Origin of the sequence: Streptomyces sp. RK62, from assembly GCF_018070255.1 — a bacterium.
GTDB classification, from domain to species: Bacteria; Actinomycetota; Actinomycetes; order Streptomycetales; family Streptomycetaceae; genus Streptomyces; species Streptomyces nigra.
The window spans coordinates 684,976-709,160 of the sequence record NZ_JAGPYD010000001.1 but is presented as its reverse complement, the minus strand read 5'-3'; the positions used below and the strand labels follow the sequence as shown (position 1 = coordinate 709,160).

Annotated in this window: 25 protein-coding genes; 12 read left to right on the top strand and 13 right to left on the bottom strand. The window is 73.0% G+C overall.

The annotated features are described in order from the left end of the window. Positions 1–29 precede the first annotated feature (29 nt). The gene (locus KBY32_RS03135) at positions 30–1,001 is read right to left on the bottom strand and encodes a GlxA family transcriptional regulator (RefSeq protein ID WP_210978756.1); all 972 of its coding nucleotides are present in this window, start codon (positions 999–1,001) and stop codon (positions 30–32) included. Between the two features lie 71 nt (positions 1,002–1,072). Between KBY32_RS03135 and KBY32_RS03130 the strand changes: the two genes are divergently transcribed. Further along, positions 1,073–2,023: an NADP-dependent oxidoreductase gene (locus tag KBY32_RS03130; RefSeq protein WP_210978755.1), complete on the top strand. Its 951-nt coding sequence runs from the start codon at positions 1,073–1,075 to the stop codon at positions 2,021–2,023. Between the two features lie 237 nt (positions 2,024–2,260). Next, positions 2,261–2,641 (top strand): anti-sigma factor antagonist, encoded by a 381-nt coding sequence (locus KBY32_RS03125; protein ID WP_234350705.1) that lies wholly within the window; start codon positions 2,261–2,263, stop codon positions 2,639–2,641. A gap of 9 nt (positions 2,642–2,650) precedes the next feature. On the opposite strand, the gene KBY32_RS03120 is transcribed toward KBY32_RS03125, so the two are convergent. After that, positions 2,651–3,601: a ribose-phosphate pyrophosphokinase gene (locus KBY32_RS03120; RefSeq protein ID WP_055618847.1), complete on the bottom strand. Its 951-nt coding sequence runs from the start codon at positions 3,599–3,601 to the stop codon at positions 2,651–2,653. A 176-nt stretch (positions 3,602–3,777) separates the two neighbouring features. On the opposite strand from KBY32_RS03120, the gene KBY32_RS03115 reads away from it, so the two are divergent. From KBY32_RS03115 to KBY32_RS03105, 3 genes are all read left to right on the top strand, one after another. Then, a complete protein-coding gene (locus KBY32_RS03115; protein ID WP_210978754.1) occupies positions 3,778–4,440 on the top strand; it encodes a DUF4230 domain-containing protein in 663 nt (220 codons plus the stop codon). Positions 4,441–4,547: 107 nt separating this feature from the next. Then, positions 4,548–5,123, top strand: coding sequence for a VanZ family protein (locus KBY32_RS03110; RefSeq protein WP_079033418.1), 576 nt, complete (start codon positions 4,548–4,550; stop codon positions 5,121–5,123). A gap of 178 nt (positions 5,124–5,301) precedes the next feature. Further along, the gene (locus KBY32_RS03105) at positions 5,302–6,534 is read left to right on the top strand and encodes a ricin-type beta-trefoil lectin domain protein (protein WP_210978753.1); all 1,233 of its coding nucleotides are present in this window, start codon (positions 5,302–5,304) and stop codon (positions 6,532–6,534) included. A 15-nt stretch (positions 6,535–6,549) separates the two neighbouring features. On the opposite strand, the gene KBY32_RS03100 is transcribed toward KBY32_RS03105, so the two are convergent. Continuing rightward, positions 6,550–6,786: a hypothetical protein gene (locus tag KBY32_RS03100; protein WP_055618850.1), complete on the bottom strand. Its 237-nt coding sequence runs from the start codon at positions 6,784–6,786 to the stop codon at positions 6,550–6,552. A 142-nt stretch (positions 6,787–6,928) separates the two neighbouring features. Between KBY32_RS03100 and KBY32_RS03095 the strand changes: the two genes are divergently transcribed. The 3 genes from KBY32_RS03095 (at position 6,929) to KBY32_RS03085 (ending at position 10,353) form a co-directional block, all read left to right on the top strand. Next, entirely contained in the window at positions 6,929–7,954 is a 1,026-nt protein-coding gene (locus KBY32_RS03095) for a PHP domain-containing protein (RefSeq protein WP_210978752.1), read from the top strand. A 323-nt stretch (positions 7,955–8,277) separates the two neighbouring features. Continuing rightward, complete coding sequence (locus KBY32_RS03090; protein WP_210978751.1) at positions 8,278–9,240, top strand: SDR family NAD(P)-dependent oxidoreductase; 963 nt, start codon at positions 8,278–8,280, stop codon at positions 9,238–9,240. Positions 9,241–9,324: 84 nt separating this feature from the next. After that, positions 9,325–10,353: an SDR family oxidoreductase gene (locus KBY32_RS03085; protein ID WP_115507061.1), complete on the top strand. Its 1,029-nt coding sequence runs from the start codon at positions 9,325–9,327 to the stop codon at positions 10,351–10,353. Positions 10,354–10,416: 63 nt separating this feature from the next. On the opposite strand, the gene KBY32_RS03080 is transcribed toward KBY32_RS03085, so the two are convergent. After that, a complete protein-coding gene (locus KBY32_RS03080; protein WP_055618853.1) occupies positions 10,417–10,662 on the bottom strand; it encodes a hypothetical protein in 246 nt (81 codons plus the stop codon). Positions 10,663–10,718: 56 nt separating this feature from the next. Beyond that, positions 10,719–11,990, bottom strand: a complete 1,272-nt coding sequence (locus KBY32_RS03075) for an ROK family transcriptional regulator (protein WP_210978750.1) — start codon at positions 11,988–11,990, stop codon at positions 10,719–10,721. 198 nt (positions 11,991–12,188) lie between these two features. On the opposite strand from KBY32_RS03075, the gene KBY32_RS03070 reads away from it, so the two are divergent. The 3 genes from KBY32_RS03070 (at position 12,189) to KBY32_RS03060 (ending at position 15,440) form a co-directional block, all read left to right on the top strand. Next, positions 12,189–12,683, top strand: coding sequence for an FBP domain-containing protein (locus KBY32_RS03070; protein WP_055618855.1), 495 nt, complete (start codon positions 12,189–12,191; stop codon positions 12,681–12,683). 186 nt (positions 12,684–12,869) lie between these two features. After that, positions 12,870–14,120, top strand: coding sequence for an aromatic acid exporter family protein (locus tag KBY32_RS03065; protein WP_210978749.1), 1,251 nt, complete (start codon positions 12,870–12,872; stop codon positions 14,118–14,120). A gap of 108 nt (positions 14,121–14,228) precedes the next feature. Beyond that, positions 14,229–15,440: a lactonase family protein gene (locus KBY32_RS03060; RefSeq protein WP_210978881.1), complete on the top strand. Its 1,212-nt coding sequence runs from the start codon at positions 14,229–14,231 to the stop codon at positions 15,438–15,440. Here the strand turns inward: KBY32_RS03060 and KBY32_RS03055 are convergent. Next, a complete protein-coding gene (locus KBY32_RS03055) occupies positions 15,408–16,130 on the bottom strand; it encodes a DUF2470 domain-containing protein (protein WP_055618856.1) in 723 nt (240 codons plus the stop codon). The two genes, KBY32_RS03060 and KBY32_RS03055, sit on opposite strands and share 33 nt — an antisense overlap. A gap of 97 nt (positions 16,131–16,227) precedes the next feature. After that, a complete protein-coding gene (locus KBY32_RS03050) occupies positions 16,228–16,833 on the bottom strand; it encodes a TetR/AcrR family transcriptional regulator (protein ID WP_055618857.1) in 606 nt (201 codons plus the stop codon). Positions 16,834–16,940: 107 nt separating this feature from the next. On the opposite strand from KBY32_RS03050, the gene KBY32_RS03045 reads away from it, so the two are divergent. Further along, positions 16,941–18,461, top strand: coding sequence for a cytochrome P450 (locus tag KBY32_RS03045; RefSeq protein ID WP_210978748.1), 1,521 nt, complete (start codon positions 16,941–16,943; stop codon positions 18,459–18,461). Here KBY32_RS03045 and KBY32_RS03040 read toward each other — a convergent pair. The 6 genes from KBY32_RS03040 to rhaS form a co-directional block, all read right to left on the bottom strand. Continuing rightward, positions 18,423–19,253, bottom strand: coding sequence for a pentapeptide repeat-containing protein (locus tag KBY32_RS03040; RefSeq protein WP_210978747.1), 831 nt, complete (start codon positions 19,251–19,253; stop codon positions 18,423–18,425). The two genes, KBY32_RS03045 and KBY32_RS03040, sit on opposite strands and share 39 nt — an antisense overlap. A gap of 173 nt (positions 19,254–19,426) precedes the next feature. Further along, positions 19,427–20,173 carry a PIG-L deacetylase family protein gene (locus KBY32_RS03035; RefSeq protein ID WP_210978746.1) on the bottom strand — a complete coding sequence of 249 codons (747 nt, stop codon included), beginning with the start codon at positions 20,171–20,173 and terminating at the stop codon, positions 19,427–19,429. Positions 20,174–20,201: 28 nt separating this feature from the next. Next, complete coding sequence (locus KBY32_RS03030) at positions 20,202–21,503, bottom strand: alpha/beta fold hydrolase (protein ID WP_210978745.1); 1,302 nt, start codon at positions 21,501–21,503, stop codon at positions 20,202–20,204. 102 nt (positions 21,504–21,605) lie between these two features. Continuing rightward, positions 21,606–22,631 carry a LacI family DNA-binding transcriptional regulator gene (locus tag KBY32_RS03025; protein ID WP_055618861.1) on the bottom strand — a complete coding sequence of 342 codons (1,026 nt, stop codon included), beginning with the start codon at positions 22,629–22,631 and terminating at the stop codon, positions 21,606–21,608. Positions 22,632–22,748: 117 nt separating this feature from the next. Continuing rightward, on the bottom strand, positions 22,749–23,069 hold the full coding sequence (locus KBY32_RS03020; RefSeq protein WP_055618862.1) for an L-rhamnose mutarotase: 321 nt from the start codon (positions 23,067–23,069) through the stop codon (positions 22,749–22,751). Positions 23,070–23,083: 14 nt separating this feature from the next. Further along, positions 23,084–24,166, bottom strand: coding sequence for a rhamnose ABC transporter substrate-binding protein (gene rhaS / locus KBY32_RS03015; protein ID WP_210978744.1), 1,083 nt, complete (start codon positions 24,164–24,166; stop codon positions 23,084–23,086). Positions 24,167–24,185 lie beyond the last annotated feature (19 nt).

Here is a 24,185-nt window from a genome sequence, read left to right as displayed (position 1 = left end):
CCGGGGCGGTTTCAGTCCGTGCCGGCACGTCAGCGGAGGGTGGCCGTCTGGAAGGTACGTCGGTACGCCTGCGGGGAGACCCCGATGGCGGCGTGCAGATGCTGGCGCAGCGAGGCGCCGGTGGCGAAGCCGACCCGCGCGGCGATCTGGTCGACCGCGAGGTCGGTGGACTCCAGGAGGTGGCGGGCGCGCGCCACGCGCTGCTGGATCAGCCAGCGGCCGGGGCTGAGGCCCACCTCGTCGCCGAAGCGGCGGGCGAAGGTGCGCCGGCTCATCCGGGCGTGCCGGGCGAGGTCGGTCAGGGTGAGCGGCTCGTCCAGGCGCTCCAGGGCCCAGGCGCGGGTCGCGGCGGTGCTCGCGGCCCCGCTCTCGGGGACCGGCTGCTCGATGTACTGGGCCTGTCCGCCGTCGCGGAAGGGCGGTACGACACAGCGCCGGGCGACCGCGTTGGCCAGTTCGCTGCCGTGGTCGGTGCGCACGATGTGCAGGCAGACGTCGACGCCGGAGGCGGCGCCGGCCGAGGTGAGGACGCGGCCGTCGTCGACGAACAGCACGTCCGGGTCGACCTCGACCCGCGGGTACATCCGGCGGAACGGCTCGGTGACCTGCCAGTGGGTGGTGGCCCTGCGTCCGTCGAGGAGTCCGGCGGCGGCCAGGACGAAGGCGGCCGTGCAGATCGAGACGATGCGCGCGTCCGGGCGAATCAGGGCGAGCGCGCCGGCGAGCTCGGCGGACAGTTCGGTGGGGATGTACTGCGTGGCCATGGAGGCGACGACCACGGTGTCGGCCGTGGCGAGGATCTCCGGGCCGTGCTCCACCCCGATGGTGAAGTCGGCGTTGCTGCGCACAGGGCGGCCGTCGACGCTGCAGGTCAGCACCTCGTAGCGGCCGTCGGCGGCGCCGAAGATCCGGCTGGGGATGCCCAGCTCGAAGGGGTAGACGCCGTCCAGCGCCAGGACCACCACCCGCTCGACCCCGGAAGGGGCCCGTCGCACAGTCATGGCACGATCATATCGAAGGTTGGCAATCGTGCCATTTTCCGGAGCGCCCGGTCCGGGCAGGCTGAGGGACCATGAGCACAGAGCACACGATGCGAGCCATCAGCCAGAACGTCCTCGGCGGCCCCGAGGCCCTTGAGGAGGTACGCCTTGAGCGGCCGGCGCCGGGTCCCAACCAGGTCCTGGTCCGGGTGCGCGCCGCCGGCGTCAACCCGACCGACTGGAAGCACCGGGCGACCGGGGGCTTCCTCGGCGACCCGCCCTTCGTCCTGGGCTGGGACGTCTCCGGCGTGGTGGAGGCGACCGGGATCGGCGTCGCCGCGTTCCGGCCGGGCGACGAGGTCTTCGGGATGCTGCCGTATCCGTACGGGCACGGCTCGCACGCCGAGTATGTGATCGCGCCGGTCCGGGCGCTGACGCACAAGCCGTCCGTGATCGACCACACGCAGGCGGGCGCGCTGCCGCTGGTCTCCCTCACCGCCTGGCAGGCGCTGGTCGAGCACGCGGAGCTGCGCCCCGGTCAGCGTGTGCTGATCCACGCGGCGGCCGGCGGGGTCGGCCATGCGGCCGTGCAGATCGCCAAGGCCCGCGGCGCGTACGTGATCGGCACGGCGAGCGCCGGCAAGCACGGCTTTCTGCGGGAGATCGGCGCCGACGAGGTGATCGACTACCGGGAGACCGACTTCGCCGAGGCCGTGAAGGACGTCGACGTCGTCCTGGACACCCTCGGCGGCGAGACCGCCGTGCGCTCGCTGCGCGTGCTGCGGCCGGGCGGCGTCGTCGTCTCGATCATCCCGGTCGGGTCGGACGAGTTCCCCCAGGAGGCCGAGCGACTCGGGGTGCGGGCCGTCCGGATGCTCGTCGACGCGGACCGCGCCGACCTGCGCTCCCTCGTGGAACTGATCGAGCAGGGCCGGCTGCGGGCCACGATCGAGCGGACGTTCCCGCTCTCCGCCGCCGCCGAGGCGCACGCGCTCGGAGAGAAGGGCCGCACGACGGGCAAGCTGGTCCTGACCGTCGACTGACCCGCCCGGCCCCAGCACCGACCGCCCGACCGGCGCCCGTGAACCGACGGGTGCCGGACGGGCGGTGCGCTGTGCACGGGCCCCGTGCCGGGTCGGTCATCCGGCGCAACTTGTGTCGCAAATCAAAGACATATGTCAATCGAACATGCTCAGATTCGCTCGATCGAGGGTAACTTGCAGTGCGGAGGCCGGACTTGGGCACCCGCGGCAGGGGATCGGGTTGGAGGCGATGTGGTCGTGCGGCAGGAACCTGCGCCGTTCAGCCGGTATCTGCGCGCCCACCGCCACCGGGACCATCTGGTCCTGGAGCTGCTCGGCGAGATCGACATCGCCGCGGCCGAGGAGATCGGCCCCTACCTGGACCGGGTGACGTCGGACCCGGACATGCGCCTCGTGATCGACCTGCGGAGCGTGGACTTCTTCGACTGCTCCGGGCTGCGCCTGCTCTACCGGGCCCGCAGCCGGGTGCTCGACCACGGCGGCCGGCTGCACCTGGTGTGCACCCAGCCGCTGATCCTGCGTGTCCTGCGGATCACCGGCCTGTCCAAGCTGCTGCCTCCGCATCCGACACCGGACGCCGCCCTCGACACCGCGGGGACCACGTCCGGCACCGGCTGACCGGCTCCGTCAGTCCTCCGGCGCGTCGAACAGGGCGCTGACGGACTCGCCGTTGTGGATCCGGCGTACGGCCTCCGCGAGCGCGGGGGCGATCGAGAGGATGCGCAGCTTGTCCGTGCGCTCCTCCTCGGGGACCGGCACGGTGTTGGTGCAGACGATCTCCAGGACGTCCGGCTGCTCGCCGATGCGCTTGAGCGCGCCGGCCGCGAACAGCCCGTGCGTACACGCCACCCGGATCGAGCGCGGGTTCATTTCCCGCAGCCGGTCGAGCAGTTCGAGGACCGTGCTGCCCTTGGCGATCTCGTCGTCCAGGACGATGACGTCCCGCCCGCTCACCTCGCCGATCACCGAGGAGATGCTGACCCGGTCGTCCGCGAACCGCTGCTTGGCGCCGGCGGCCACCCCGGCACCGATCATCCGGGCGAACGCGGCGGCCTCCTTGGCGTTGCCGAGGTCCGGCGAGACGACGGTGGTCCGGCTCAGGTCGTACTGCCGGAAGTGCGCGGCGAGTTCCCGCAGCGCGTGCAGATGGTCGACGGGCACCGAGAAGAAGCCGTGCACCTGGGGCGCGTGCAGGGTCATGGCGAGGACACGGCTCGCGCCGGCCGCCACCATCAGATCGGCGACGAGCCGCCCGCCGAGAGAGATGCGGGGCGCGTCCTTCTTGTCGGAGCGCGCGTAGGAGTAGTGCGGCATGACGACGGTGATCCGGCCCGCGGACGCGCCGCGCGCCGCGTCGCACATGAGCAGCAGCTCGACCAGGTTCTCCTGGACGGGCCGCACCAGGGGCTGGATCAGGAAGACGTCCCGTTCCCGGCAGTTGGCCTGGAGCTGCACCTCCAGGCAGTCGTTGGCGAACCGGCTGACCCGGGTGGGGCTGAGGGGCACCCCCAGCTGGGCGCAGACCTCCGCCGCCAGTTCGGGATGGGCACTGCCGCTGAACACGGCGATCTCTCGCACGATCTGCTCCTCGCATGATCATTACGGGTGGCGGGCCACATGCTACTGAGATTGCAGAAACGTTGATTCGGTGTCCGGGCGCCGGCCGTGCCCCGGCGTGCCCCGGTCCGCGCCCAACAGGCCGGTCCAGCAACGGAATCGGGGGTATCCGCTGTGCAGGAAGGAGGGACGTCGACATGACGACTCCCATCAAGCGCATCAACCGGCGCACCCCTGGCTGGGCCAAGGCGACCGGTGCCGTGGTCCTGGTGCTGGCCGTGTTCTTCGCCGGGATCCGGCTGAGCGTGCTCCCGGGGCTGAAGGACCTGTTCGGCACCGAGACCCGGGACCGGTCCGGTCCCGCGCTGCTCCAGTCCATCCAGGACATGAGCCGCTACGACGCCGCCTCCGGCAACTTCCAGATCGTCGTGGACCTGGAGAAGGACGCCAAGTTCCTGCCCGACGCCGTGCGCGGCACCCGCACCCTGTACGTCGGCGCGGGCACCGTGGACGCCTATGTCGACCTCGGCAAGGTCGGCGAGGACGACGTCACGGTCGACGAGGACCGTACGACCGCCACACTACGTCTGCCGCACGCCGTGCTCGGCAGGCCGGCCCTCGACCCCGACCGCTCCTACGCCGTCTCCAAGCAGCGGGGCCTGCTCGACCGCCTCGGCGACCTGTTCTCGGACAACCCGAACGGTGAACAGGCCGTGCAGAAGCTGGCGGTGCGGCACATCGGGGACGCCGCGAAGAAGAGCGGACTGACCGCGCGGGCCGAGAAGAACACCACCGACATGCTGCGGGGGCTGCTGCGCTCCCTGGGCTTCGAGGAGGTGAAGGTGACGTACGGGCGATGAGGGACGGACCCGGGCACCCGGCAGCGGCGGCCGAAAGCGACCGCATCCCGGGGCGGTCCGGGGGTAAGCGGGGGACCACATACGGACCTTGACGAGTGGAGGACATGATGGCCGGTGGGACCCTGCGTTCGCGTGTCGCGTCGCGCATCGGCACCCCCAGGACGCCGGGCGCCGCCGGCCCGGGACGCGAGTCCTCCGGCGAGGAGCGGAGCGATGCCGGGCGCGGTCCGCTGCGGCTGCTCGCCCGCTGCCTGGCGATGGTGCTCGCCTTCGCGTTCATGGTGGCGTTCGCCGTGGTGCTGGCGAAGCTCACCCTGCAGCCCTCCCCCGCGTCGGAGAGCCTGACGCACACCAATCTGCACCCCGGCCGGTCGCTGCGCGCCTATCTCGACCAGCCCGAACTCCGCGACGCCGTACGGCAGATCGGCGGCAATCTGCTGCTGGGCGTGCCGTTCGGCGTACTGGTGCCCATCGTCGCCCCGCGCACCCGGGGCGTGCTGCGGGTGCTGCTGCTGACGGCGACGGTCATGCTGCTGGTGGAGTTCGCCCAGGGCGCCCTGGTGACGGGCCGCGCCTTCGACGTGGACGACGTCATCCTCAACACCTCGGGCGCGCTGATCGGTTACCTGCTGCTGGGCCGGCGCATGAGCCGCGCCGTGCACGCGCGGCGGGCCCGCGCCTGAGCCGCCCCCCACCGCCCCGCCCCCGGTCCCGCCGGGCGCGGGGCGCACTCCTGTCCACTGGTCCGTACCAAAGTATTGACGCCCCCTTAACTCACTTCTTAAATCAAGTGGCGACACCTTCACCCCCCACCACGGTCGACGCACCCGTCCAGCGGGGCGTCGCACGGAAGGGAGCACGATGGCCTCCCCACGGCTGATCCGCTCTGCCCTGCTCGCCGCCCTCTCGGCGGTCCTGGTCGCGGCCGCCGCGATCGCGCCCGCCCAGGCGGAACCACCCCGTGCCGCGGCCGCCGCGGTCGTCTTCTCCGACACCTTCGACGGTCCCGCGGGCGCCGCCGTCGACGGGTCGAAGTGGCAGATCGAGACCGGCGACAACGTCAACAACCACGAACGGCAGTACTACACCTCCGGCAACAAGAACGCGGCGCTGGACGGACAGGGCCATCTCGTGATCACGGCCCGGCGCGAGAACCCCGCCAACTACCAGTGCTGGTACGGCACCTGTCAGTACACCTCGGCCCGGCTGAACACCTCCGGCAAGTTCACCGCGCAGTACGGGCACGTCGAGGCCCGGATGAAGGTGCCGCGGGGGCAGGGCATGTGGCCCGCGTTCTGGATGCTCGGCACCCCGGTCAACTGGCCGGACTCGGGTGAGATCGACATCATGGAGAACGTCGGTTTCGAGCCGTCCACCGTGCACGGCACGATCCACGGGCCCGGCTACTTCGGGTCGGGCGGCATCGGCGCCGGCTACACCCTGCCGAACGGGCAGGCCTTCGCGGACGCCTTCCACACCTTCGCCGTCGACTGGGCGCCGGACTCCATCACCTGGTCGGTGGACGGCAACGTCTACCAGCGGCGCACCCCGGCCGACCTCAACGGCAAGCAGTGGGTGTTCAACCGGCCGTACTTCCTGATCCTCAACCTCGCGGTCGGCGGCTACTGGCCCGGCGACCCGGACGGCTCCACCGTCTTCCCGCAGCAGCTGGTCGTGGACCATGTCTCGGTGACCACGGGCGACACCCCGACCGGCGGCAACACCGTGCGCGGGCTCGCCGGCAAGTGCATGGACGTGGCGGGCGCGAACACCGCCAACGGCACCCCGGTCCAGCTCTACGACTGCAACGGCACCGCCGCCCAGCGCTGGACGTCCGGCTCGGACGGCACGCTGCGCGCGCTCGGCAAGTGCCTGGACGCCACCGGCAACGGCACCGCGGACGGCACCCCGCTGCAACTGTGGGACTGCACGGGAGGCGCCAACCAGAAGTGGACCGTCTCCGCGGCGCGCGACATCGTCAATCCGCAGGCCGACAAGTGCGTGGACGCCACCGGGAACAGCTCGGCCAACGGCACACGGCTGCAGCTGTGGACCTGCACCGGCGGAGCCAACCAGAAGTGGACGGTCGGCTGAGCGCGAGCGGGACCCTCAGCGGCGGTGCCAGGTGAACTTGTCGCCACCCACCCAGCGGACCACGTCCGGGTCGTCGAGGTCGTGGACCGTGATGCCGTAGAGGGCGGCGGTGGTGAGGACGTCGGTGATGGTCCTGGCCTCACAGACGATCTCACCGTCGATCTCCATGATGCGGAACGGGGGCTTGCCCGGCTGAACCCCGAGCACCATGATCCGCGGCTGTGCGATGTGCGGGCTCGCGCTTTCGGTCATGCATAGAGCGTAGGACGCGAGGCGCGTCGGCGAATCCCCCGGACGCCCGGGAGGCGGAACCCGGGCGTCCCTGGTACCTCCCTCCGCCGTCGTCGCCGTGCGGCGACGGCGGTGCCGGGGAACCCTGGAGGAGGAGGTGCCGATGGATCCCGTGGAGGCGCTGAACCGGATCGCCTTCCTGCTGGAGCGGTCCCTGGAGCCGACGTACCGGGTCCGGGCGTTCCGTACGGCCGCCCGGGTACTGGGTGAGCTGCCCCCGGAGGAGGTCCGGGCGCGGGCGGAGGCCGGGACGCTGGAGTCCCTGAAGGGCGTCGGCCCGAAGACGGCCGGCGTGGTGCGCGAGGCCCTGGCAGGACAGGTGCCCGCCTATCTCACCGACCTGGAGAACCGGCCCGCCGCGGGGCCGCCCGAGGGGGGCCGGGAGCTGTGGGAGGCGCTGCGCGGCGACTGCCATCTGCACTCCGACTGGTCGGACGGCGGCAGCCCCATCGAGGAGATGGGGCGCACGGCGGCGGAGCTCGGGCACGAGTGGGCGGCGCTGACCGACCACTCGCCCCGGCTGACCGTCGCCCGGGGGCTGTCGGCCGGGCGGCTGCGCGAGCAGCTGGACGTGGTGGCGGAGCTGAACACCCGCTGGGCGCCGTTCCGGCTGCTCACCGGCATCGAGTGCGACATCCTCGACGACGGCTCGCTGGACCAGGAACCGGAGCTCCTGGAGCGCCTCGACGTGGTCGTGGTGTCGGTGCACTCCAAGCTGCGCATGGACGCCCGCTCGATGACCCGCCGCATGATCACGGCGGTGCGCGATCCGCACGCGGACATCCTCGGGCACTGCACCGGCCGCCTGATCACCGGGCGGGGCCGCCCGGAGTCGGAGTTCGACGCGGACGCGGTGTTCGCCGCCTGTGCCGAGTCCGGGACGGCGGTGGAGATCAACAGCCGGCCCGAGCGGCTGGACCCGCCCCGCCGGCTGCTGCGCCGGGCGGTGGCCGCGGGCACGCTGTTCTCGATCGACACCGACGCGCACGCCCCGGGCCAGCTCGACTGGCAGCGGTACGGCTGCGCGCGGGCCGAGGAGTGCGGGGTGCCCGCCGAGCGGGTGGTGACCACCTGGACGGCCGACGAGCTGCTGGCGTGGACGCACGGCAAGGAGCGCTCCCGGGCGTGACGCACCTCACCGCCGCCGGCGGCACGACCAGGAACATCCACCCATGGTTCACCGTTGAACAGGCCGTGGGTGCGGATGGGACAGTGTCCCCGGGCCTCACCATTCGCCCACAGGGAAGATCGTTCGGCTGAAGCCCTGTGGAGCCATTCGCCGAGAGGCGACCGCCATGCGCACCCACCCTCGATCGCCCCGACCGGATTCCCCCGTCCGGCCGGGGCTTTTTCCTGCCCGGAACCGCCGCCCCGGACTCGCCGGGCGCCACGGACTCGCCGTGACGGCGAGCGCTTGACTTCGAGAGCACTCCAATTCGTAGCGTTCCGGATATGAGCACTGCACAGCACAAGATCGGCTCCGGCTTCGGGGCGACCAGCACCGCCGACGAGGTGCTCGCGGGCATCGACCTCACCGGGAAGCTCGCGCTCGTCACGGGCGGCTACTCCGGGATCGGCCTGGAGACCACCCGGGCCCTCACCCGGGCGGGCGCCCACGTCGTCGTCCCCGCCCGCCGCCGGTCCACCGCCGAGGAGGCGCTGACCGGGGTCACCGGCGTGGAGGTGGACGAGCTCGACCTGGCGGACCTGGACAGCGTCCGCGGCTTCGCCGAGCGGTTCCTGGCCGGCGGCCGGACCATCGACATCATGATCGACAGCGCCGGGATCATGGCCTGCCCGGAGACCCGGGTCGGACCGGGCTGGGAGGCGCAGTTCGCCACCAACCACCTCGGCCACTTCGCGCTGGTCAACCGGCTGTGGCCGGCGATCGAGCCGGGGGGCGCCCGGGTGGTGTCGGTGTCCTCGCGCGCCCACCACTACTCCGGGATCCGCTGGGACGACGTCCACTGGCGCGAGGGGTACGACAAGTGGCAGGCCTACGGCCAGGCCAAGACCGCGAACGTGCTGTTCGCCGTCCAGCTCGACCGCCTCGCGGCGGACCGCGGCGTCCGGGCCTTCGCACTGCACCCCGGCGGCATCCTCACGCCCCTCCAGCGGCACCTCCCCCGCGAGGAGATGATCGCCAACGGCTGGATCGACGAGGAGGGCAACGAAATCCCCCAGCCCGGCTTCAAGACGCCCGAGCAGGGCGCCGCCACCCAGGTGTGGGCCGCGACCTCGCCCCAGTTGGCGGGCCTGGGCGGCGTGTACCTGGAGGACTGCGACATCGCCGAGCCCGCTCCGGCCGACGGCGAGCGCGTCGGCGTGAAGGACTGGGCGACCGACCCCGGGCAGGCGGCCCGGCTGTGGGCCCTGTCCGCGGAGCTGACCGGGGTGGACGCCTTCGCCGGGTGAGCCGGGGGAGCCGGGTGACGGCGTGCGCGCGGGCGCACGGGGTACTCGGGCGCCCCCGTCCCCACCCTCCGGGAGGAGTCGCAGGTGAGCAGCGGACCGGAACGCAGGATCGTCGTCACCGGAGCCACCGGCAATGTCGGCACCAGCGTGGTGCGGCTCCTCTCGGAGGACCCGGAGGTCGGGTCCGTCGTGGGGCTGGCCCGCCGCAAACCCGACGTCGGACCGGCGAAGACCGAGTGGGCGGCGGCCGACCTGGCGTCACGGCACACGGATCTCGCGGGCGTCTTCGCCGGTGCCGACGCCGTCGTCCATCTGGCCTGGGCCTTCCAGCCGACGCACGACCCGGCGACGACCTGGCGCACCAACGTCCTGGGCAGTCTGCGCGTGTACGAGGCCGTGGCCGAGGCGAAGGTGCCCGCGCTGATCCACGCCTCGTCCGTCGGCGCGTACTCGCCGGGGCCCAAGGACCACCCCGTCGACGAGTCGTGGCCGACGCACGGCTGGCCGGACGCCGCGTACTGCCGTGAGAAGGCGTATCTGGAGCGGACGCTGGACACGTTCGAGCGGGAGCATCCCGAGGTCCGGGTCGTCCGGATGCGCCCTGCGTTCCTTTTCAAGCGGGCCTCCGCGAGCGAGCAGCGCCGTATCTTCGGCGGCCGCTTCCTGCCGGGGCCACTGCTCCGTCCCGATCTGCTGCCGTTCCTGCCCGATGTGCCGGGGCTGCGCGTCCAGGCCCTGCACACCGACGACGCGGCCCACGCCTACCGGCTCGCCGCGCTGTCGGACGTGCGCGGCGCCTTCAATCTGGCGGCCGACCCGCCGGTCGACGCGGAACTGCTCGGCGAGATGCTCGGCGCCCGCCCGGTCCGCCTCCCCCGGACGGCGGCCCGCTCGGCGATCGCCGCCGCCTGGGGGCTACGGCTGCTCCCGGCGTCCCCGCACCTGTTCGACGCGGTCCTCCGGGTGCCGCTGATGGACTGCTCCCGGGCCCGTTCGGAACTGGGCTGGGAGCCGACCCGTACGGCGCCGGAGGTGCTGGAGGAGTTCCTGCGGGGCCTGCGCGAGGGCGCGGGCGCGGACACGGCCAATCTGCGGGGCCGGAAGGTCGGCTGAGCATGACGGCGCCAGGGCCCCGGTCGAAGCCGACCGGGGCCCTGGCGCCATTGGCCTCGATCTCTAGCCCGCCGACTCCTCCGGAGCCGGATGCTCGGGGTGCACCGCGCCCGTCTGGGTCTCGCCCTGCCGGCCGGTGCCGGCCTCGTCCGTCTCGGGGACATCGTCCGACTCGGACTCGGAGGCGTCGCGGGTGGGCCCGACGGGCACCTCCCACGGGTCCTCCCCGTCGCGCGCCTGCTGGTCCGGCAGGTCCCGGGGGATCGGGTCCGGGCTCTCGCCGGGTGCCTCTCGGCGGTGGTCGTCCATGGTGCGCCTCCCGCGTGTCGAACGCTGCGAGTACCGTCCCCCGGCCGGGGCAAACGTCAGCGCGGCACGGACTGCGCCCGGGCGCCGGGCTCCGGTGCGGGGCCGGGGCGGCGGCCGCCGTGCGCGAAGAAGTCGGCGAGCGGCAGGATCGCGGCGCCCACGGTCACCGCGTCCGGGCCGAGTCGGCCCAGCTCGATGCCGACCTTCTCGGCCGGGTGCCGCAGCGAGTAGGAGGCGGCGTGCCGGCGGACGGCGGGCAGGAAGCGGGTGCCGAGCTGGAGGCCGGCCCAGCCGCCGATCAGGATGCGCTCCGGCTGGAAGAGGTTGATCAGGTCGGACAGGCCCGCGCCCACGTACTCGGCGGTCTCCTCCAGCAGGGCGAGCGCCACGGGGTCGGCGGTGCTGCCGTCGGCCGGGTAGGCGCCGGAGAGCATCACGGACAGCGCGGTCTCCTCGTCGGCGCCCTCCGGGGCCGTACCGCCCGCCTCGAACCAGCGGGCGAGCAGCGACTCGGCGCCCGCGTACGCCTCCAGGCAGCCCAGGGCGCCGCAGCGGCAGCGGCGGCCCCGGACCCGTACCGTCAGATGGCCCCATTCGACGGCCCGGCCGTGCTCCACCTCGGGGGTGACCAGGCAGGCGCCGACGCCGGAGCCGAAGAGGACGACGAGCGCGTTTCCGGCGCCGCGCCCGGCGCCGAACCACATCTCGGCCTGGCCGAGGGTCCGGGCGCCGTTGTCGATGAAGTAGGGGACGCTGTCGGGCAGTTCCGAGCCGTCGCGGAGCAGTCGCTCCAGCGGGACGGCGTCCCAGCCGATGGTCTGGCCGTGCACCACGGCGCCGAGGGCTGGGGTGCGCTCGACGATGCCGGGGACCCCTATGCCGACGCCGAGGAGCCGCTCGGGTGCGATGGCGGCGTCCGCGAGGACCTCGGCGATGCCGTCGCGCACATGGCGGACGATGCCGTCGACCTCGTAGCGCTGCTGCTCCAGCGGGCGTTCGGCGCGGGCGAGTTCGGTGAGGGTGAGGTCGAACAGGCCGATCCGCACCCGGGTCTCGCCGACGTCGACGCCGATCATGTGGCCGCTGCCGGGGGCGACCCGCAGCAGGATGCGGGGCCGGCCGCCGTCGGAGTCGACGCTGCCGGCCTCCTCGACCAGGCCGTCCCCGATCAGCTCGGCGACGACGTTGCTCACGGAGCCGGAGCTGAGTCCGGTCGCCGGGCCGAGCTCGAACCGGCTGAGGGGGCCGTCGAAGTAGAGGCGCTGCAGTACGGCCGTACGGTTGCCGCGTCTGAGGTCCCGTACCGTGCGCCCGTTCCGCCCCGCCATGCGGCTCCCTTCCGACCTGCCGTGCCCCGCCCCGATGGATCCGCCTCCATTGTGAACCACGACGTCAGCTGCTCGGCCCGGCCCCGGTCCTCGGCCCGGCTGCGGGAAATTCGCTGGCCCCGGTCCGCGGCCCTGCCTAGCCTAGGCCTGAACCTAGAGCCACTAGGTTTTTCGTTCCGAGCACCCCTGGAGGCTCCCATGAGGTCACTCACCGAGCAGGACATCCGCGACTCCTTCGTCAACTGCTCCAAAGGCGAGGCGAAGCGTCTGTCCGTGCCGCGCGACCTGGACGAACGTCCCTGGGACGACCTCGACTTCCTCGGCTGGCGCGAGCCGGGCGCGCCCGACCGCAGCTATCTGGTGGCCGAGCGCGGCGGCCGGCCGGTGGGCATCTCGCTGCGCTTTCCGTCGCAGCAGCGCGGCTTCACGCACCGCAGTCTGTGCTCGCTGTGCCTGACGACGCACCCGGGCGGCGGCGTGTCGCTGATGACGGCCCGCAAGGCCGGTCCCGCCGGGCGCGAGGGCAACTCGGTCGGTCTGTACATGTGCACCGATCTGGCCTGTTCGCTCTATCTGCGGGGCAAGAAGGTGCCCGCGTCGGGCGGGCGGTTCGAGGAGAGCCTGACCCTGGAGGAGCAGATCGCCCGCACCACCGGGAATCTGCACGCCTTCCTCGACAAGCTGGGCGCCTGAGGCCCCGCCCGTCCCCCACCGTGAACCCGCCGTGAACCCGTTCGGCCGACCGCCGGGGCGGGTGTCGGCGATCACCGGCCCCGCCTCTTGCTGTGGCGCGGCGGCTGTGACCACCCTGGGGTTTCTTGCGGATCATCATGTTCCGCAAGCGGTGTGCGGGGACGGTGGAAGGGGAACAGCCCAAGGATGCGTGAGGCACGTGAGGGGCGGTGGTCCCGCGAGCGACTGGCCAAGGTGCTCCGGGACCCGGTGGTGGTGCAGACGCTGCGGTCGGCGGCCGCGGCGACGATCGCGTACGTCATCGCGCTGCGCCTGAGCCCCGAGGTGGCGCCGCTGACCGCCCCGCTGACGGCGCTGCTGGTCGTGCAGGTCACCTTCTACGCCACGCTCACCAACGGCATCCGGCGGGTGAACTCCGTCGTGGCCGGCGTGCTGGTGGCCATCGCGTTCAGTCTTCTGGTCGGTCTGACCTGGTGGAGCCTGGGCCTGCTGATCGTGGCGGCGCTGGGCGTCGGGCATCTGGTGCGGGTCCACGAGTACGTCCCCGAGGTGGCGATCAGCGCGATGCTGGTCCTCGGCGTCACCTCCGTCGGCGACGTGGCCTGGGCCCGGGTCCTGGAGACCCTGATCGGCGCCGTAGTCGGCCTCGGCTTCAATCTGCTGCTCGCGCCGCCCGTCTGGGTGGACGAGGCCGGCGAGTCGCTGGGGGATCTGGCCCGGCGGCTGCGGCAGTTGATGCTGCGCATCGGCGAGGAGGCGGCCGGGCGGCAGCCGTACGAGCAGGCGGCGGCCCGGCTGCACGAGGCGCGCCGGCTCGACCACGACATCATCGAGGTGGACGCGGCGCTCCGGCAGGCCGAGGACAGTCTGCGCCTGAACCCGCGGGTCCGCGAGGGACTGCTGCACCGGGTGGTGCTGCGCACGGGTCTCGACACCCTGGAGATCTGCACGGTGGTGCTGCGGGTGCTCGCGCGCAGCCTGACCGACCTCGCCAAGGACCGTGAGCCCGACTCGCTGTTCGACAAGGAGACGGGCGCCGTCCTCGACCAGTTGCTCTCCGAGATCGCCGACGCGGTGGTCAGCTTCTCGGTCCTGGTCACCACCCATGTGAGCAGCAACGCCGACGCGGCCGAGTCCCGGCTGTCGACGGAGCTGCGCACGGCGGCCGGCACCCGCGACCGGCTCGCCCCGCTGCTGCACGAGGAGGCGCAGCGCCGCCCGGAGCACTGGCAGCTGTACGGCGCCGTCCTGACCGAGGTGAACCGGATCATCGACGAGATGAACACCGAGCACCGCTCGCGCCGCCTGCTGGAGGAGCTGGACCGGGTGTCGCAGGAGCAGCGCGCCAGGATGCCGCGGCTGACCCGGATCCGTGAACGCATGGGCATCCAGGAGAAGCTGTGGAGCCGTACCGGGGTCAGCGGGCGCTCGCGTTAGCCGTGGGGTTTCCGTGACGCGCGCGACGGCCGGTACCGTCCTTGCGCCGGGCGGGTACCGACCGCCAAGGTGGTCTGGACCACGACGACCGACGGACCTGAGGTGGACATGGGCACGGGTGGGCTGAGCAGGCGCGGGTTCGTGGGGGTGCTCGCGGGGACGGCCGCCGGCGCGGCCCTTCCGGCGATGACGGGCTGCGACGGTACGCCCGCTCCCGCGGACACTCCGGCCGGGCGGGCGTCCACGCCCGGGGCGCGCCCCAGTGCCCAGGGCGAGAGCCGGGCGCCCTCCGGGCCGCGCCCCCTGTACCTCGGCACCTACACCTCGGCCGACGGCGGCGGGCAGGGCATCGGCGTCGCCACCTACGACCCGGTCTCGGGCCGGGTGACGGGCGACGGGACGATCACGGGTGTCCCCGATCCGTCGTATCTGGCCGTCCATCCGGACGGGCGGACGCTGTACGCGGTGAACGAGCGCGACGACGGTGCCGTGACCGCCGTCCGGCCGGCCGACCGGAAGGTGCTGGGGAGCAGGAGCACCGGCGGTTCGGCGCCGTGTCATCTGTCGGTGCACCCGAGCGGGCGCTGGCTGCTCAGCGCCAACTACGGCACGGGCAGCGTGGCCGTGCACCCGATCGAGGCGTCCGGCGCGCTCGGGGAGCGCAGCGATCTCGTGACGCACTCCGCTCCGCCGCCCGGCCCGGACCAGGACGGCCCGCACGCCCACCAGATCGTCACCAGCCCCGACGGCCGCCATGTGCTCGCCGTCGACCTGGGCACGGACACGGTGTACACGTATCGCCTCGACACGAAGGCCGGGAAGCTCACCGAGGTCTCCCGGGCGCGGGCCGCGTCCGGTGCGGGGCCGCGCCATCTGACGTTCCACCCGGACGGGCGGTACGCCTATCTGGCGAACGAGATCGACAACACGGTGGCTGTGTGTGCGTACGACCCGGAGACGGGGCGCCTGACGATCGGCCCGGGACAGGACACGGGCTCGGGGTCGGGCACCAACTACCCGGCGCAGCTCGCCGTCGCGCCGGACGGACGGCACGCGTGGCTGGCCAACCGGGGGCACGACAGCCTCGCGCGCTACGCGGTGGAGGAGGACGGCGCCCGGCTGCGTCTGCTCGGCACGGTGCCGGTCGCCGGGGACTTCCCGCGGCAGATCGCGCTGTCCCCGGACGGCGACCTGCTGTTCGCGGCGAACCAGAAGTCGGGTGCCGTCGCCGTCTTCCATGTCGACGCGGCGGACGGCGGTCTGCGGCTCGCGGGTGAGCCGTTCGCGTCACCCGTCGCCGTGTGCGCGCTGCCGCTGTAGCGTCCGCGGGCAGCCGCCGGCGGCCTGGGCGAGCAGGGCGTGGACCCGTTCGGTGAGCTGGGCGAGGTCGTCGGCGGGCCGGTGGAAGGTCAGCCGTACGTCGCCGTGGGTACGGGCGCGTTCGATCCGCAGGGTGAGGCCGTGCCGGTCGACGGCCAGGGGCTGCACCCGGACGGCGCCGTGCAGGCTGCCGGGGTCGACGAGCCGGGTGAGGCGCTCGACGGCGTCCGGGTGGCAGTCGGCGAGATGGGTGAGCAGCCGGGCCTCCGCCTCGGCCAGCGGGTCGGGCCGGGCCTCGGCGAACTCGGCGAGGTCGACGACCACGGGTCCGGAGGGCCGGCGCAGCACCACCCGGGCGGGCCGGAAGGCGAGTTCGTCCCCCTCGGGCGTGAACCAGCCGGACAGCCAGAGCCGGGCGCGGATCCGGCCGCGTACGGGCACGGGGGCGACGTCGGCGAACTCCAGGACGGCGGAGGGCTCTCCGCGCGGCGCGCAGAGCGCGGCCGTGCGCAGGGAACTGTCCTCCGGCACGGCCAGCAGCAGCCGGCCGTCGTCGGTCACCCGGTGCGCGCCGACGAACTCCTCCCGGCAGGCCTCCGCGGTCACCGCGCAGGACCACGCGGCGGCGAGCACCGAGCGGGCCTGTCGCGCCGCGGACGGTGCGGCCGTCCAGGTCTGGCTGTCACCCATCCCCAACCTCCTCTTAGGTAAGCCTTGCCTAACCTAGCGGAGATCGGGCCGCACGCCAACCGGCCCCGCCCGGCCAGGTGTCCGGTTTCCGGCGAGGTCAGGAGGTGAGAACCCCCAGCAGGGCGCGGACGCACAGGTCCCGCACCTGCTCCCGGGTCAGATCGTCGCGCCGGAGCCACTCCAGGCAGACGGCCGTGGTGAACGCCAGCCAGCCGCGCACGGCGAGGCGGACCTCCGGGCGTTCCCCTGCGGGGCCGAACTCGGGGTCGGCCGCCAGCGCCTGAAGGATCTGCCTCTCCTGCGCGGCCAGCGCCCGCCGGTAGACGGTGCGCACGGCCTGGTCGCCGGCCGCGTCGGCGCGGTGGAAGGCGCGGTAGCCGTGGGCGTGGGCCTCGACATAGCCGAGGAACGTGTCGAGGCTGGCCGCCAGTTGCTCACGCACCGGGACACCGGGCTCGGCCGCCGTCATCCGCAGCATGCGCTCGCTCTCCCGCTCGACGACGGCCGCGAAGAAGTCACGCTTCGTCGGGAAGTAGTGGTAGAGCAGCCCGCGCGAGACACCGGCGATCTCGGCGACCTGCTCGATCCACACCTCGTCGTACGGGTGCTCCGAGAACAGCCGGGCGCCGACCGCGAGGAGCTGGGCCCGCCGCTCCTCGGTGCCGAGCCGGCGGCGTGCGCGCTCCCCCTGGTTCCCGGCCATGCGCGCACCTTACTTGACGGGCCTTCCGCGGCGGACCCAGACTGAGGCGCGCTATTGAACTCACGTACAACGAGCCCAACTGCCGCCCCACCGAGGGAGATCGCGTCATGGCGGACACGACGACCGGCACCGGTCTGCCGAAGGGGTTCCGCAGCGCCGAGCAGGGCTGGCCGGAGCTGGAGCGCATACCCCACCCGCCGTACCGGGTCCCGCTGCTCGGCGACGTGGTGGGCGCGAGCCGGCACACCCCGCTGCAGGACTCGCTGCGCCTCGCCCACCGGCTCGGGCCGATCTTCCGGCGCCGGGCGCTGGGCAAGGAGTTCGTGTTCGTCGCGGGCGCGGCGCTCGCCGCCGACCTCGCGGACGAGTCCCGATTCGCCAAGCACGTCGGCCTGGGCATCGCCAATCTGCGGCCGGTCGCCGGGGACGGGCTGTTCACGGCGTACAACCACGAGTCGAACTGGCAGTTGGCGCACGACGTCCTGGCACCGGGGTTCAGCCGGGAGGCCATGGCGGGCTACCACCCGATGATGCTCGACGTGGCCGCCCGGCTCATGGAGCACTGGGACCGGGCGCGGGAGGCCGGACGGCCCGTGGACGTGCCCGGCGACATGACCAAGCTGACCCTGGAGACGATCGCCCGCACCGGGTTCGGCCATGACTTCGGCTCCTTCGAGCGGACCCGGCCGCACCCCTTCGTGACCGCGATGGTCGGCACCCTCACCCACGCCCAGCGTCTGAACGCCGTACCGGTGCCGTTCCTCATGCGGCGGGCCGCGCGGCGCAACGACGCCGACATCGCGTATCTGAACCGCACGGTCGACGATCTGATCCGCGCGCGCCGCGAGAGCGGGCCGGGCGACGGGGACCTGCTGGACCGGATGCTCGCGACCGCCCATCCCGAGACCGGCGAGCGGCTCTCCGCGCTCAACGTCCGCCGCCAGGTGATCACCTTCCTCGTGGCCGGTCACGAGACCACCTCGGGCGCGCTCTCCTTCGCCCTGCACTATCTGGCCCAGCACCCGGAGATCGCCGCGCGCGCCCGCGCCGAGGTGGACCGCGTCTGGGGCGGCGAGGAGGCGCCCGGGTACGACCAGGTGGCCCGGCTGCGTCTGGTGCGCCGGGTGCTGGACGAGGCGCTGCGGCTGTGGCCGACGGCGCCCGCGTTCGCCCGGGAGGCCCGCGAGGACACCGTGCTCGGCGGGACGCATCCGATGCGGCGGGGGGCCTGGGCGCTGGTGCTGACACCGATGGTGCACCGCGACCCCGAGGTGTGGGGCGTGGACGCGGAGCGGTTCGACCCGGACCGGTTCGCCCCGCAGGCGGTGCGGTCGCGGGCGCCGCACACCTTCAAGCCGTTCGGGACGGGCGCGCGGGCGTGCATCGGACGGCAGTTCGCGCTGCACGAGGCGACGCTGGTGCTGGGTCTGCTGCTGCGCCGGTACGACTTCCACGGCGAGCCCGGGTACCGGCTGCGGGTCACGGAGCGGCTGACGCTGATGCCGGAGGGGCTGCGGCTGCGCCTGGAACGGCGGACGGCCGCACCGACTCCCTCACCCGCCGACGCGGGGGCCGTCGAGGAGCCGGGGTCAGCCCTGCGCTGTCCAGTGCGCGGGGCGGGTGACTGAGCCGGGCAGCCGGGTCCCGGCACTCCCCCGGGCCGCGTTCACCTGCGGCTGGGTCAGGAAGAAGGCGTCCGTCAGATCGGCGTCGGTGAGGTCGGTGTCGCGCAGGTCGGCGCCGATGAGGTCCGCGCCCCGCAGATCGGCGCCGGTCAGGTCGGCCGCGATGAGGTAGGCGCCGCGCAGATCGGCACCGCGCAGATCGGCGCCCCTGAGGCGGGCGCCCATCAGGTCGGCGCCCCGGCGGTTCCTCCCGCGTCCGCGCACGCCCGCGCGGGCCAGCTCGCTGGTGCGCAGCAGCAGGACGTTGACCTGCTGCCGGTGGGCCGCGACATCGAGCGCGGCCAGCTCGTCCGGGGTGCCGCGGGTGAGCGTCTCGGTCGTCTCCAGGAGCGCCCGCAGGTCGGTGCGCAGCGGGCGGGCGGCGGGCAGGGACAGCGCCTCGGTGAGGTACCAGAGCAGTTCGTGCAGTTGGCGGACGACGGGGAACACCTCGGACATCCGCCGGACGCGGCCGGCCCGGCCCGTGCGCCAGTCCTCCCCGCCGAAGGTGACCTGGGAGACCTTCTGTCCGGCGCCGAAGCAGTCGTAGACCGTGCACCCGGTGAAGCCCGTGTCCCGCAGCCGGGCGTGGATGCCGCAGCGGTGGTCGTCGCGGAGGTTGCGGCAGGGCGTCCCGGCGGCCTTGTCCACGGCGAAGTCCGCGGAGGCGGAGAAGGGCAGCGCGACACAGCACAGCCCGAAGCAGTTGGCGCAGTCGCCGCGCAGGTCGGCGAGGGCACCGGAGGGTTCTTGCATGCCGCCCAGCCTAATCGCCGCGCCGAAACGGCCGGTGCGTCGCTGGGTCGTACTCACCGATGCCCCTCCAACTCGGCACCGCCCGGCTGACGTTGCCCCCGTGGACCGGGCCCGGCATCGCCGCCCAGCGCGTCAACTGGTGTGGTGCGCGCGGTCCCTGCCCTGGGACGGTGTCAGCCGCGGGGGAAGAGTTCGAACGCCACCGCCGGGCGGCCGCCGAAGCGCTCCCCCGTCGCGGTGGCGTTCCCGGTGAGGAAGCGGCGGGCGTAGGTCTCCGGGTCCTCGTCCGTCAGCGCCTCGATATAGGCGCGGTGCTCGAGCAGGGAGCGCACCGCGCGGTCGAGCCCGGCGGAGGCGTCCACCGCGTGCGTCGGGGAGCTGGAGCCCGCGACGGCGACCCAGCGGACGCCGTCCCAGGGGTCGAGGCCCTGCGCGGTGAGCTCGGGGAAGATCCAGCGGTTGCCCGCGTCGCCCGCCGCGTCCAGGGTGGCCCGGCCGACCGCCACATGGTCCGGGGTGTTCCAGGCGACGCCGCCCCAGGTGTCCCGGTGGTTGAGGGTGATGACCAGCTCGGGCCGGTGGCGGCGGATCGCGGCGGCGATGTCGCGGCGCAGCGCGGTCCCGTACTCGATCACGCCGTCCTTGTGGTCCAGGAACTCGACCGACGGGACGCCGACGACCGCCGCGCTCGCCCGCTGCTCGCGCTCGCGCAGCGGGCCGCACTTCTCCGGCTCCAGGGTGTCGATGCCGGCCTCGCCGCGGGTCGCGAGGACGTAGGCGACCTCGCGGCCCGCGTCGGTCCAGGCGGCGACGGCCGCGGAGCAGCCGTACTCCAGGTCGTCGGGGTGGGCGACGACGGCGAGGGCCCGCTGCCAGTCCTCCGGCATCGGCTCCAGCTGAGGGGGCGTCGGCTCGGTCATGCCCGCACCCTAACGCGTGGTCGGCGCGTCACGCCTCGTCACGGGTGAGGGCGAGCAGCCGGTCCAGGACCCGGGGGCCGCCGGCCCGGACGCCGTCGTGCTCGAACTCGTCGGTGACCCAGGTGCGCAGTCCGCGGACGGCGCGGGCGGTGGCCAGGGAGTGCGCGGTGTCGACGTACATGTCGTCGTGGTAGACGGCGGCCGCGACCGGGACCTCGTTGGCGGCGAGGCGCGCCGGGTCGTACAGGGGTGTCCAGTCGGTGCGGGCGGCGAGGATCTCGGCGGTCTCGCGCAGCGGGCGCAGCGCGGGGTCGCAGTCGAACATCCAGGGGTGGATCGTTTCGCCGGTGAAGAGCAGCGGCCCGTCACCGGCAAGCGTCTTCGCCGCGTCGAACTGCGGGAACTCGGCGCGCACCCGCTCGGCGGCCCAGGCGGTGGGCCGGGTGTCCTGGCCGTAGATCGCCTCGTGGACCAGCGCGTACAGCGGATGCCCGGCGTACGACAGCAGGCCCTGGACCTCCTCCTGGAACGCGTCGGAGAGGGCCGTCCCGCCGGGGGTGCGGACGAAGGCGTCCTCCAGGAGGTAGTGCAGCCGGTGGCTGCCCTCGCTGCCGCCGAGGAGGATGCCGAGCGACTGGAAGGCCTCGGCGGTCAGCCGGTAGCCGTTGGGCAGGACGACGTCGTGGGCGAGGAGGTGGTCGGCGATGCGGCGGGCGCGCTCGACGTCCTGCGGGTAGCGGGCGTAGTGCGCGGCGACCTTGCGCTCGATGCGCGGGTAGGCGGCCCGGTAGACGTCGTCGGCGTGCGCGTCGAGGGACGGCAGCCCGCCGGTGATGACGGCGGCGGTCAGCCCCTCGGGGGCGGTGGACAGATAGTTGACCGTGCAGAAGCCGCCGAAGCTCTGGCCGAGGACGGTCCAGGGGGCGCCGCCGGTGACCTCCCGGCGGATCAGCTCGCAGTCGCGGACGATCGCGTCGGAGCGGAAGTGCGTGAGGTAGTCGGCCTGTTCGGCGGGGCCGCCACGCAGCGGGAGCGTCTGGCGGTTGGCGGGCGTGGAGTGCCCGGTGCCGCGCTGGTCCAGCAGCAGGACCCGGAACTCCTTGAGCGCGCGGCCGAGCCAGGCGCTCTTGCCGACGAAACGGTTCGCGCCGAAGCCGGGGCCGCCCTGGAGGTAGACCAGCCAGGGAAGGTCCTGGTGCGCCTTGTCTCCGGCGACGACCTCCCGGGCGAAGAGCTCGATCGTCTCCCCCGTGGGGTGCGCGTGGTCGAGCGGCACGGTGAAGCGTCGGTCGGTGAGGACGACGCCGGGCTGGCGGTAGCTGACGGACAACGGTGCTCCCGGTACGGAGGTTTTTTCGGGCCGCGTCCCAGTTCAGCACATGTTCGTCCGGCGACCGAGCCCTGGGATCATGAAATCGTACTGAACGACGGATCAGCGGGCGGCGAGCGAGGACCGGCGGACGACGAGTTCCGGCTGGAGGACGACCCGGCGGTGCTCGTGCGTCCGGGCGCCGGTCTGTGCCTCGGTCTCCTCCAGCAGCATCTCCGCCGCCAGCGTGCCCATGGTGACCGCGGGCTGCCGTACGGAGGTCAGCGGGACGGCCGCGGCGGCGGCGAACTCGATGTCGTCGTAGCCGACGATCGCGAGGTCGTCGGGGACGCCGACGCCCGCCGCGTACATCGCCTGGAGCACGCCGAGGGCGAGCAGGTCGTTGGCGCAGAACACGGCGGTGGGCCGTTCGGCGAGGCCGAGCAGACGGGCTCCCGCGTCCCGGCCGGCCGCGACGTCGAGCCGTTCGGTGGGCAGCTCGCGCAGGTGCTCGGGGCCGAGGCCGGCCTCCTCCAGTGCGTTCAGGGCGCCGGTGCGGCGGTCGCGGACCTGGGTGAGGCCGGGCGGACCGCTGACGTAGGCGATGGAGCGGTGCCCGGCGTCCACGAGATGGCGGACGGCGAGCGCGCCGCCGGCGACGTCGTCCACGGAGACCGAGCACTCGGTGGTGCCCTCGGCGACCCGGTCGACGAGGACGAACGGGATGTTGTGCCGCCGGAACGCCTCGATGTTGCGGCCGGTGGCGTCGGCCGGGGTGAGCAGCACGCCCCGCACCCGCTGCTCGGCGAAGAGGGACAGGTAGTCGGCCTCCTCGCTGGCGCTCTGCGCGCTGTTGCAGACCATCACGCCGAGCCCGGCGTCGCGTGCCGTCCGCTCGGCGCCGCGCGCCACGTCGACGAAGAAGGGGTTGCCCATGTCGAGGACGAGCAGGCCCATGATCCGGCTGCGGCCCGCGCGGAGCTGGCGGGCGGACTCGCTGCGGACGTAGCCGAGGCGGTCTATCGCGGACTGCACCCGCGCCCGGGTCTCGGTCGCGACCGACTCCGGGCGGTTGATCACGTTGGAGACCGTGCCGACGGACACTCCGGCGGCGCGGGCGACGTCCTTGATACCCACCGACTGGGCCATCGGGCAGGGACCTCCAGGGAGACGGGACACGACAGGGGCGGCGGGAAGGGTCCTCACATTACCGTCATGCCGCCCACGGCGACGGTGGTCGCGCGGGCGGCCGGAAACCGGTCAGGCTCAGGCCAGATGGAAGACCTCGGTGAGCGGTCTCATGGCCTCGTCGGGCCGGGCGCCGTCCAGCGACTCGAAGAACGGCGCCATCTCCGCCTGCCAGCGGGCGTTGACGTCGGTGGCCTCCATTCCGGCCACGGCCGCCGCGAAGTCCTCGGTCTCCAGATAGCCGACGAGCAGGCCGTCGTCCCGCAGGAAGAGCGAGTAGTTGCGCCAGCCGGTGGCCGAGAGGGCGGCGCGCATCTCCGGCCACACCGAGGCGTGCCGCTCGCGGTACTCGTCGAGACGGTCCGCCCGGACCTTGAGCAGGAAACACACGCGCTGCATCGACGCCCCCGGTCTCAGAAGTCGTACTGGTCGATGTTCTCGGCGTCGAACACGGTCGGCTTGCCGAGGCTGATCACGCCGTCCTTGCCGATCGTGTACTCGCCCATGCCGCCGGCGGTGAAGGTCTCGTCCTCCTTGCCGGTGATCTGCCCGGAGGCCAGGGCGACGGCGGTGCGCGCGGCCAGTTCGCCGAGCTTCGCCGGGTCCCAGAGCTCGAACGCGTCGACGGTGCCGTTCTTGACGTACTTGCGCATGTCGTTGGGGGTGCCGAGGCCGGTCAGCTTGACCTTGCCCTTGTACTTGGAGCCCGACAGGTACTGGGCGGCGGCCTTGATGCCGACGGTGGTCGGGGAGATGATCCCCTTGAGGTTCGGGTACTCCTGGAGCAGGCCCTGGGTCTGCTGGAAGGACTTCTGCGCGTCGTCGTCGCCGTAGGCGACCTTGACCAGCTTGACGTCCTTGTACTTGGGGTCCTTCAGCTCCTCCTTCATGAAGTCGATCCAGACGTTCTGGTTCGTCGCGGTCTGCGCGGCGGACAGGATCGCGATCTCGCCCTTGTAGCCGATCTGTTCGGCGAGCAGCTGCACCTCGGTGCGGCCCAGGTCCTCGGCGGACGCCTGGGAGACGAAGGCGTTGCGGCAGTCGGGCTTGGTGTCGGAGTCGTAGGTGACGACCTCGATGCCGTTCTTCATGGCCTGCTTGAGCGCGGTGCACAGGGCGCCCGGGTCCTGCGCGGAGACGGCCATCGCGTCGACCTGCTGCTGGGTGAGGGTGTTGACGTAACTCACCTGCCCGGCGGTGTCGGTGGCGCTGGACGGGCCGACCTCCTTGTAGCTGGAGCCCAGTTCCTTCAGGGCCGCCTCGCCGCCCTTGTCGGCGGACGTGAAGTACGGGTTGTTGACCTGCTTGGGCAGGAAGCCGACGGTCAGGCCCTTCTTCAGCTCGGCGTTCGGATCGGCCTTGCCGGCGGAGGCGTTGGAGCCTCCCTCGTTCTTGACGTCCTCCTTGGTGGTGCCGCCGCAGGCGGTGGCGGCCAGGGCGAGCGAGGTGACGGCGGCGAGGGCCGCGCAGGTGCGGCTCAGGGACGACTTGCGCATGGCGGTGGGTCCTTTGCGG

What these genes read in the sequence shown, in the direction of transcription:
- KBY32_RS03135 (WP_210978756.1), bottom strand. Translation starts at nt 1,001, where the DNA reads ATGACTGTGCGACGGGCCCCTTCCGGGGTCGAGCGGGTGGTGGTCCTG.
- KBY32_RS03130 (WP_210978755.1), top strand. Translation starts at nt 1,073, where the DNA reads ATGAGCACAGAGCACACGATGCGAGCCATCAGCCAGAACGTCCTCGGC.
- KBY32_RS03115 (WP_210978754.1), top strand. Translation starts at nt 3,778, where the DNA reads ATGACGACTCCCATCAAGCGCATCAACCGGCGCACCCCTGGCTGGGCC.
- KBY32_RS03110 (WP_079033418.1), top strand. Translation starts at nt 4,548, where the DNA reads ATGGCCGGTGGGACCCTGCGTTCGCGTGTCGCGTCGCGCATCGGCACC.
- KBY32_RS03105 (WP_210978753.1), top strand. Translation starts at nt 5,302, where the DNA reads ATGGCCTCCCCACGGCTGATCCGCTCTGCCCTGCTCGCCGCCCTCTCG.
- KBY32_RS03100 (WP_055618850.1), bottom strand. Translation starts at nt 6,786, where the DNA reads ATGACCGAAAGCGCGAGCCCGCACATCGCACAGCCGCGGATCATGGTG.
- KBY32_RS03095 (WP_210978752.1), top strand. Translation starts at nt 6,929, where the DNA reads ATGGATCCCGTGGAGGCGCTGAACCGGATCGCCTTCCTGCTGGAGCGG.
- KBY32_RS03090 (WP_210978751.1), top strand. Translation starts at nt 8,278, where the DNA reads ATGAGCACTGCACAGCACAAGATCGGCTCCGGCTTCGGGGCGACCAGC.
- KBY32_RS03080 (WP_055618853.1), bottom strand. Translation starts at nt 10,662, where the DNA reads ATGGACGACCACCGCCGAGAGGCACCCGGCGAGAGCCCGGACCCGATC.
- KBY32_RS03075 (WP_210978750.1), bottom strand. Translation starts at nt 11,990, where the DNA reads ATGGCGGGGCGGAACGGGCGCACGGTACGGGACCTCAGACGCGGCAAC.
- KBY32_RS03070 (WP_055618855.1), top strand. Translation starts at nt 12,189, where the DNA reads ATGAGGTCACTCACCGAGCAGGACATCCGCGACTCCTTCGTCAACTGC.
- KBY32_RS03065 (WP_210978749.1), top strand. Translation starts at nt 12,870, where the DNA reads ATGCGTGAGGCACGTGAGGGGCGGTGGTCCCGCGAGCGACTGGCCAAG.
- KBY32_RS03060 (WP_210978881.1), top strand. Translation starts at nt 14,229, where the DNA reads ATGGGCACGGGTGGGCTGAGCAGGCGCGGGTTCGTGGGGGTGCTCGCG.
- KBY32_RS03055 (WP_055618856.1), bottom strand. Translation starts at nt 16,130, where the DNA reads ATGGGTGACAGCCAGACCTGGACGGCCGCACCGTCCGCGGCGCGACAG.
- KBY32_RS03050 (WP_055618857.1), bottom strand. Translation starts at nt 16,833, where the DNA reads ATGGCCGGGAACCAGGGGGAGCGCGCACGCCGCCGGCTCGGCACCGAG.
- KBY32_RS03045 (WP_210978748.1), top strand. Translation starts at nt 16,941, where the DNA reads ATGGCGGACACGACGACCGGCACCGGTCTGCCGAAGGGGTTCCGCAGC.
- KBY32_RS03040 (WP_210978747.1), bottom strand. Translation starts at nt 19,253, where the DNA reads ATGCAAGAACCCTCCGGTGCCCTCGCCGACCTGCGCGGCGACTGCGCC.
- KBY32_RS03035 (WP_210978746.1), bottom strand. Translation starts at nt 20,173, where the DNA reads ATGACCGAGCCGACGCCCCCTCAGCTGGAGCCGATGCCGGAGGACTGG.
- KBY32_RS03025 (WP_055618861.1), bottom strand. Translation starts at nt 22,631, where the DNA reads ATGGCCCAGTCGGTGGGTATCAAGGACGTCGCCCGCGCCGCCGGAGTG.
- KBY32_RS03020 (WP_055618862.1), bottom strand. Translation starts at nt 23,069, where the DNA reads ATGCAGCGCGTGTGTTTCCTGCTCAAGGTCCGGGCGGACCGTCTCGAC.
- rhaS (WP_210978744.1), bottom strand. Translation starts at nt 24,166, where the DNA reads ATGCGCAAGTCGTCCCTGAGCCGCACCTGCGCGGCCCTCGCCGCCGTC.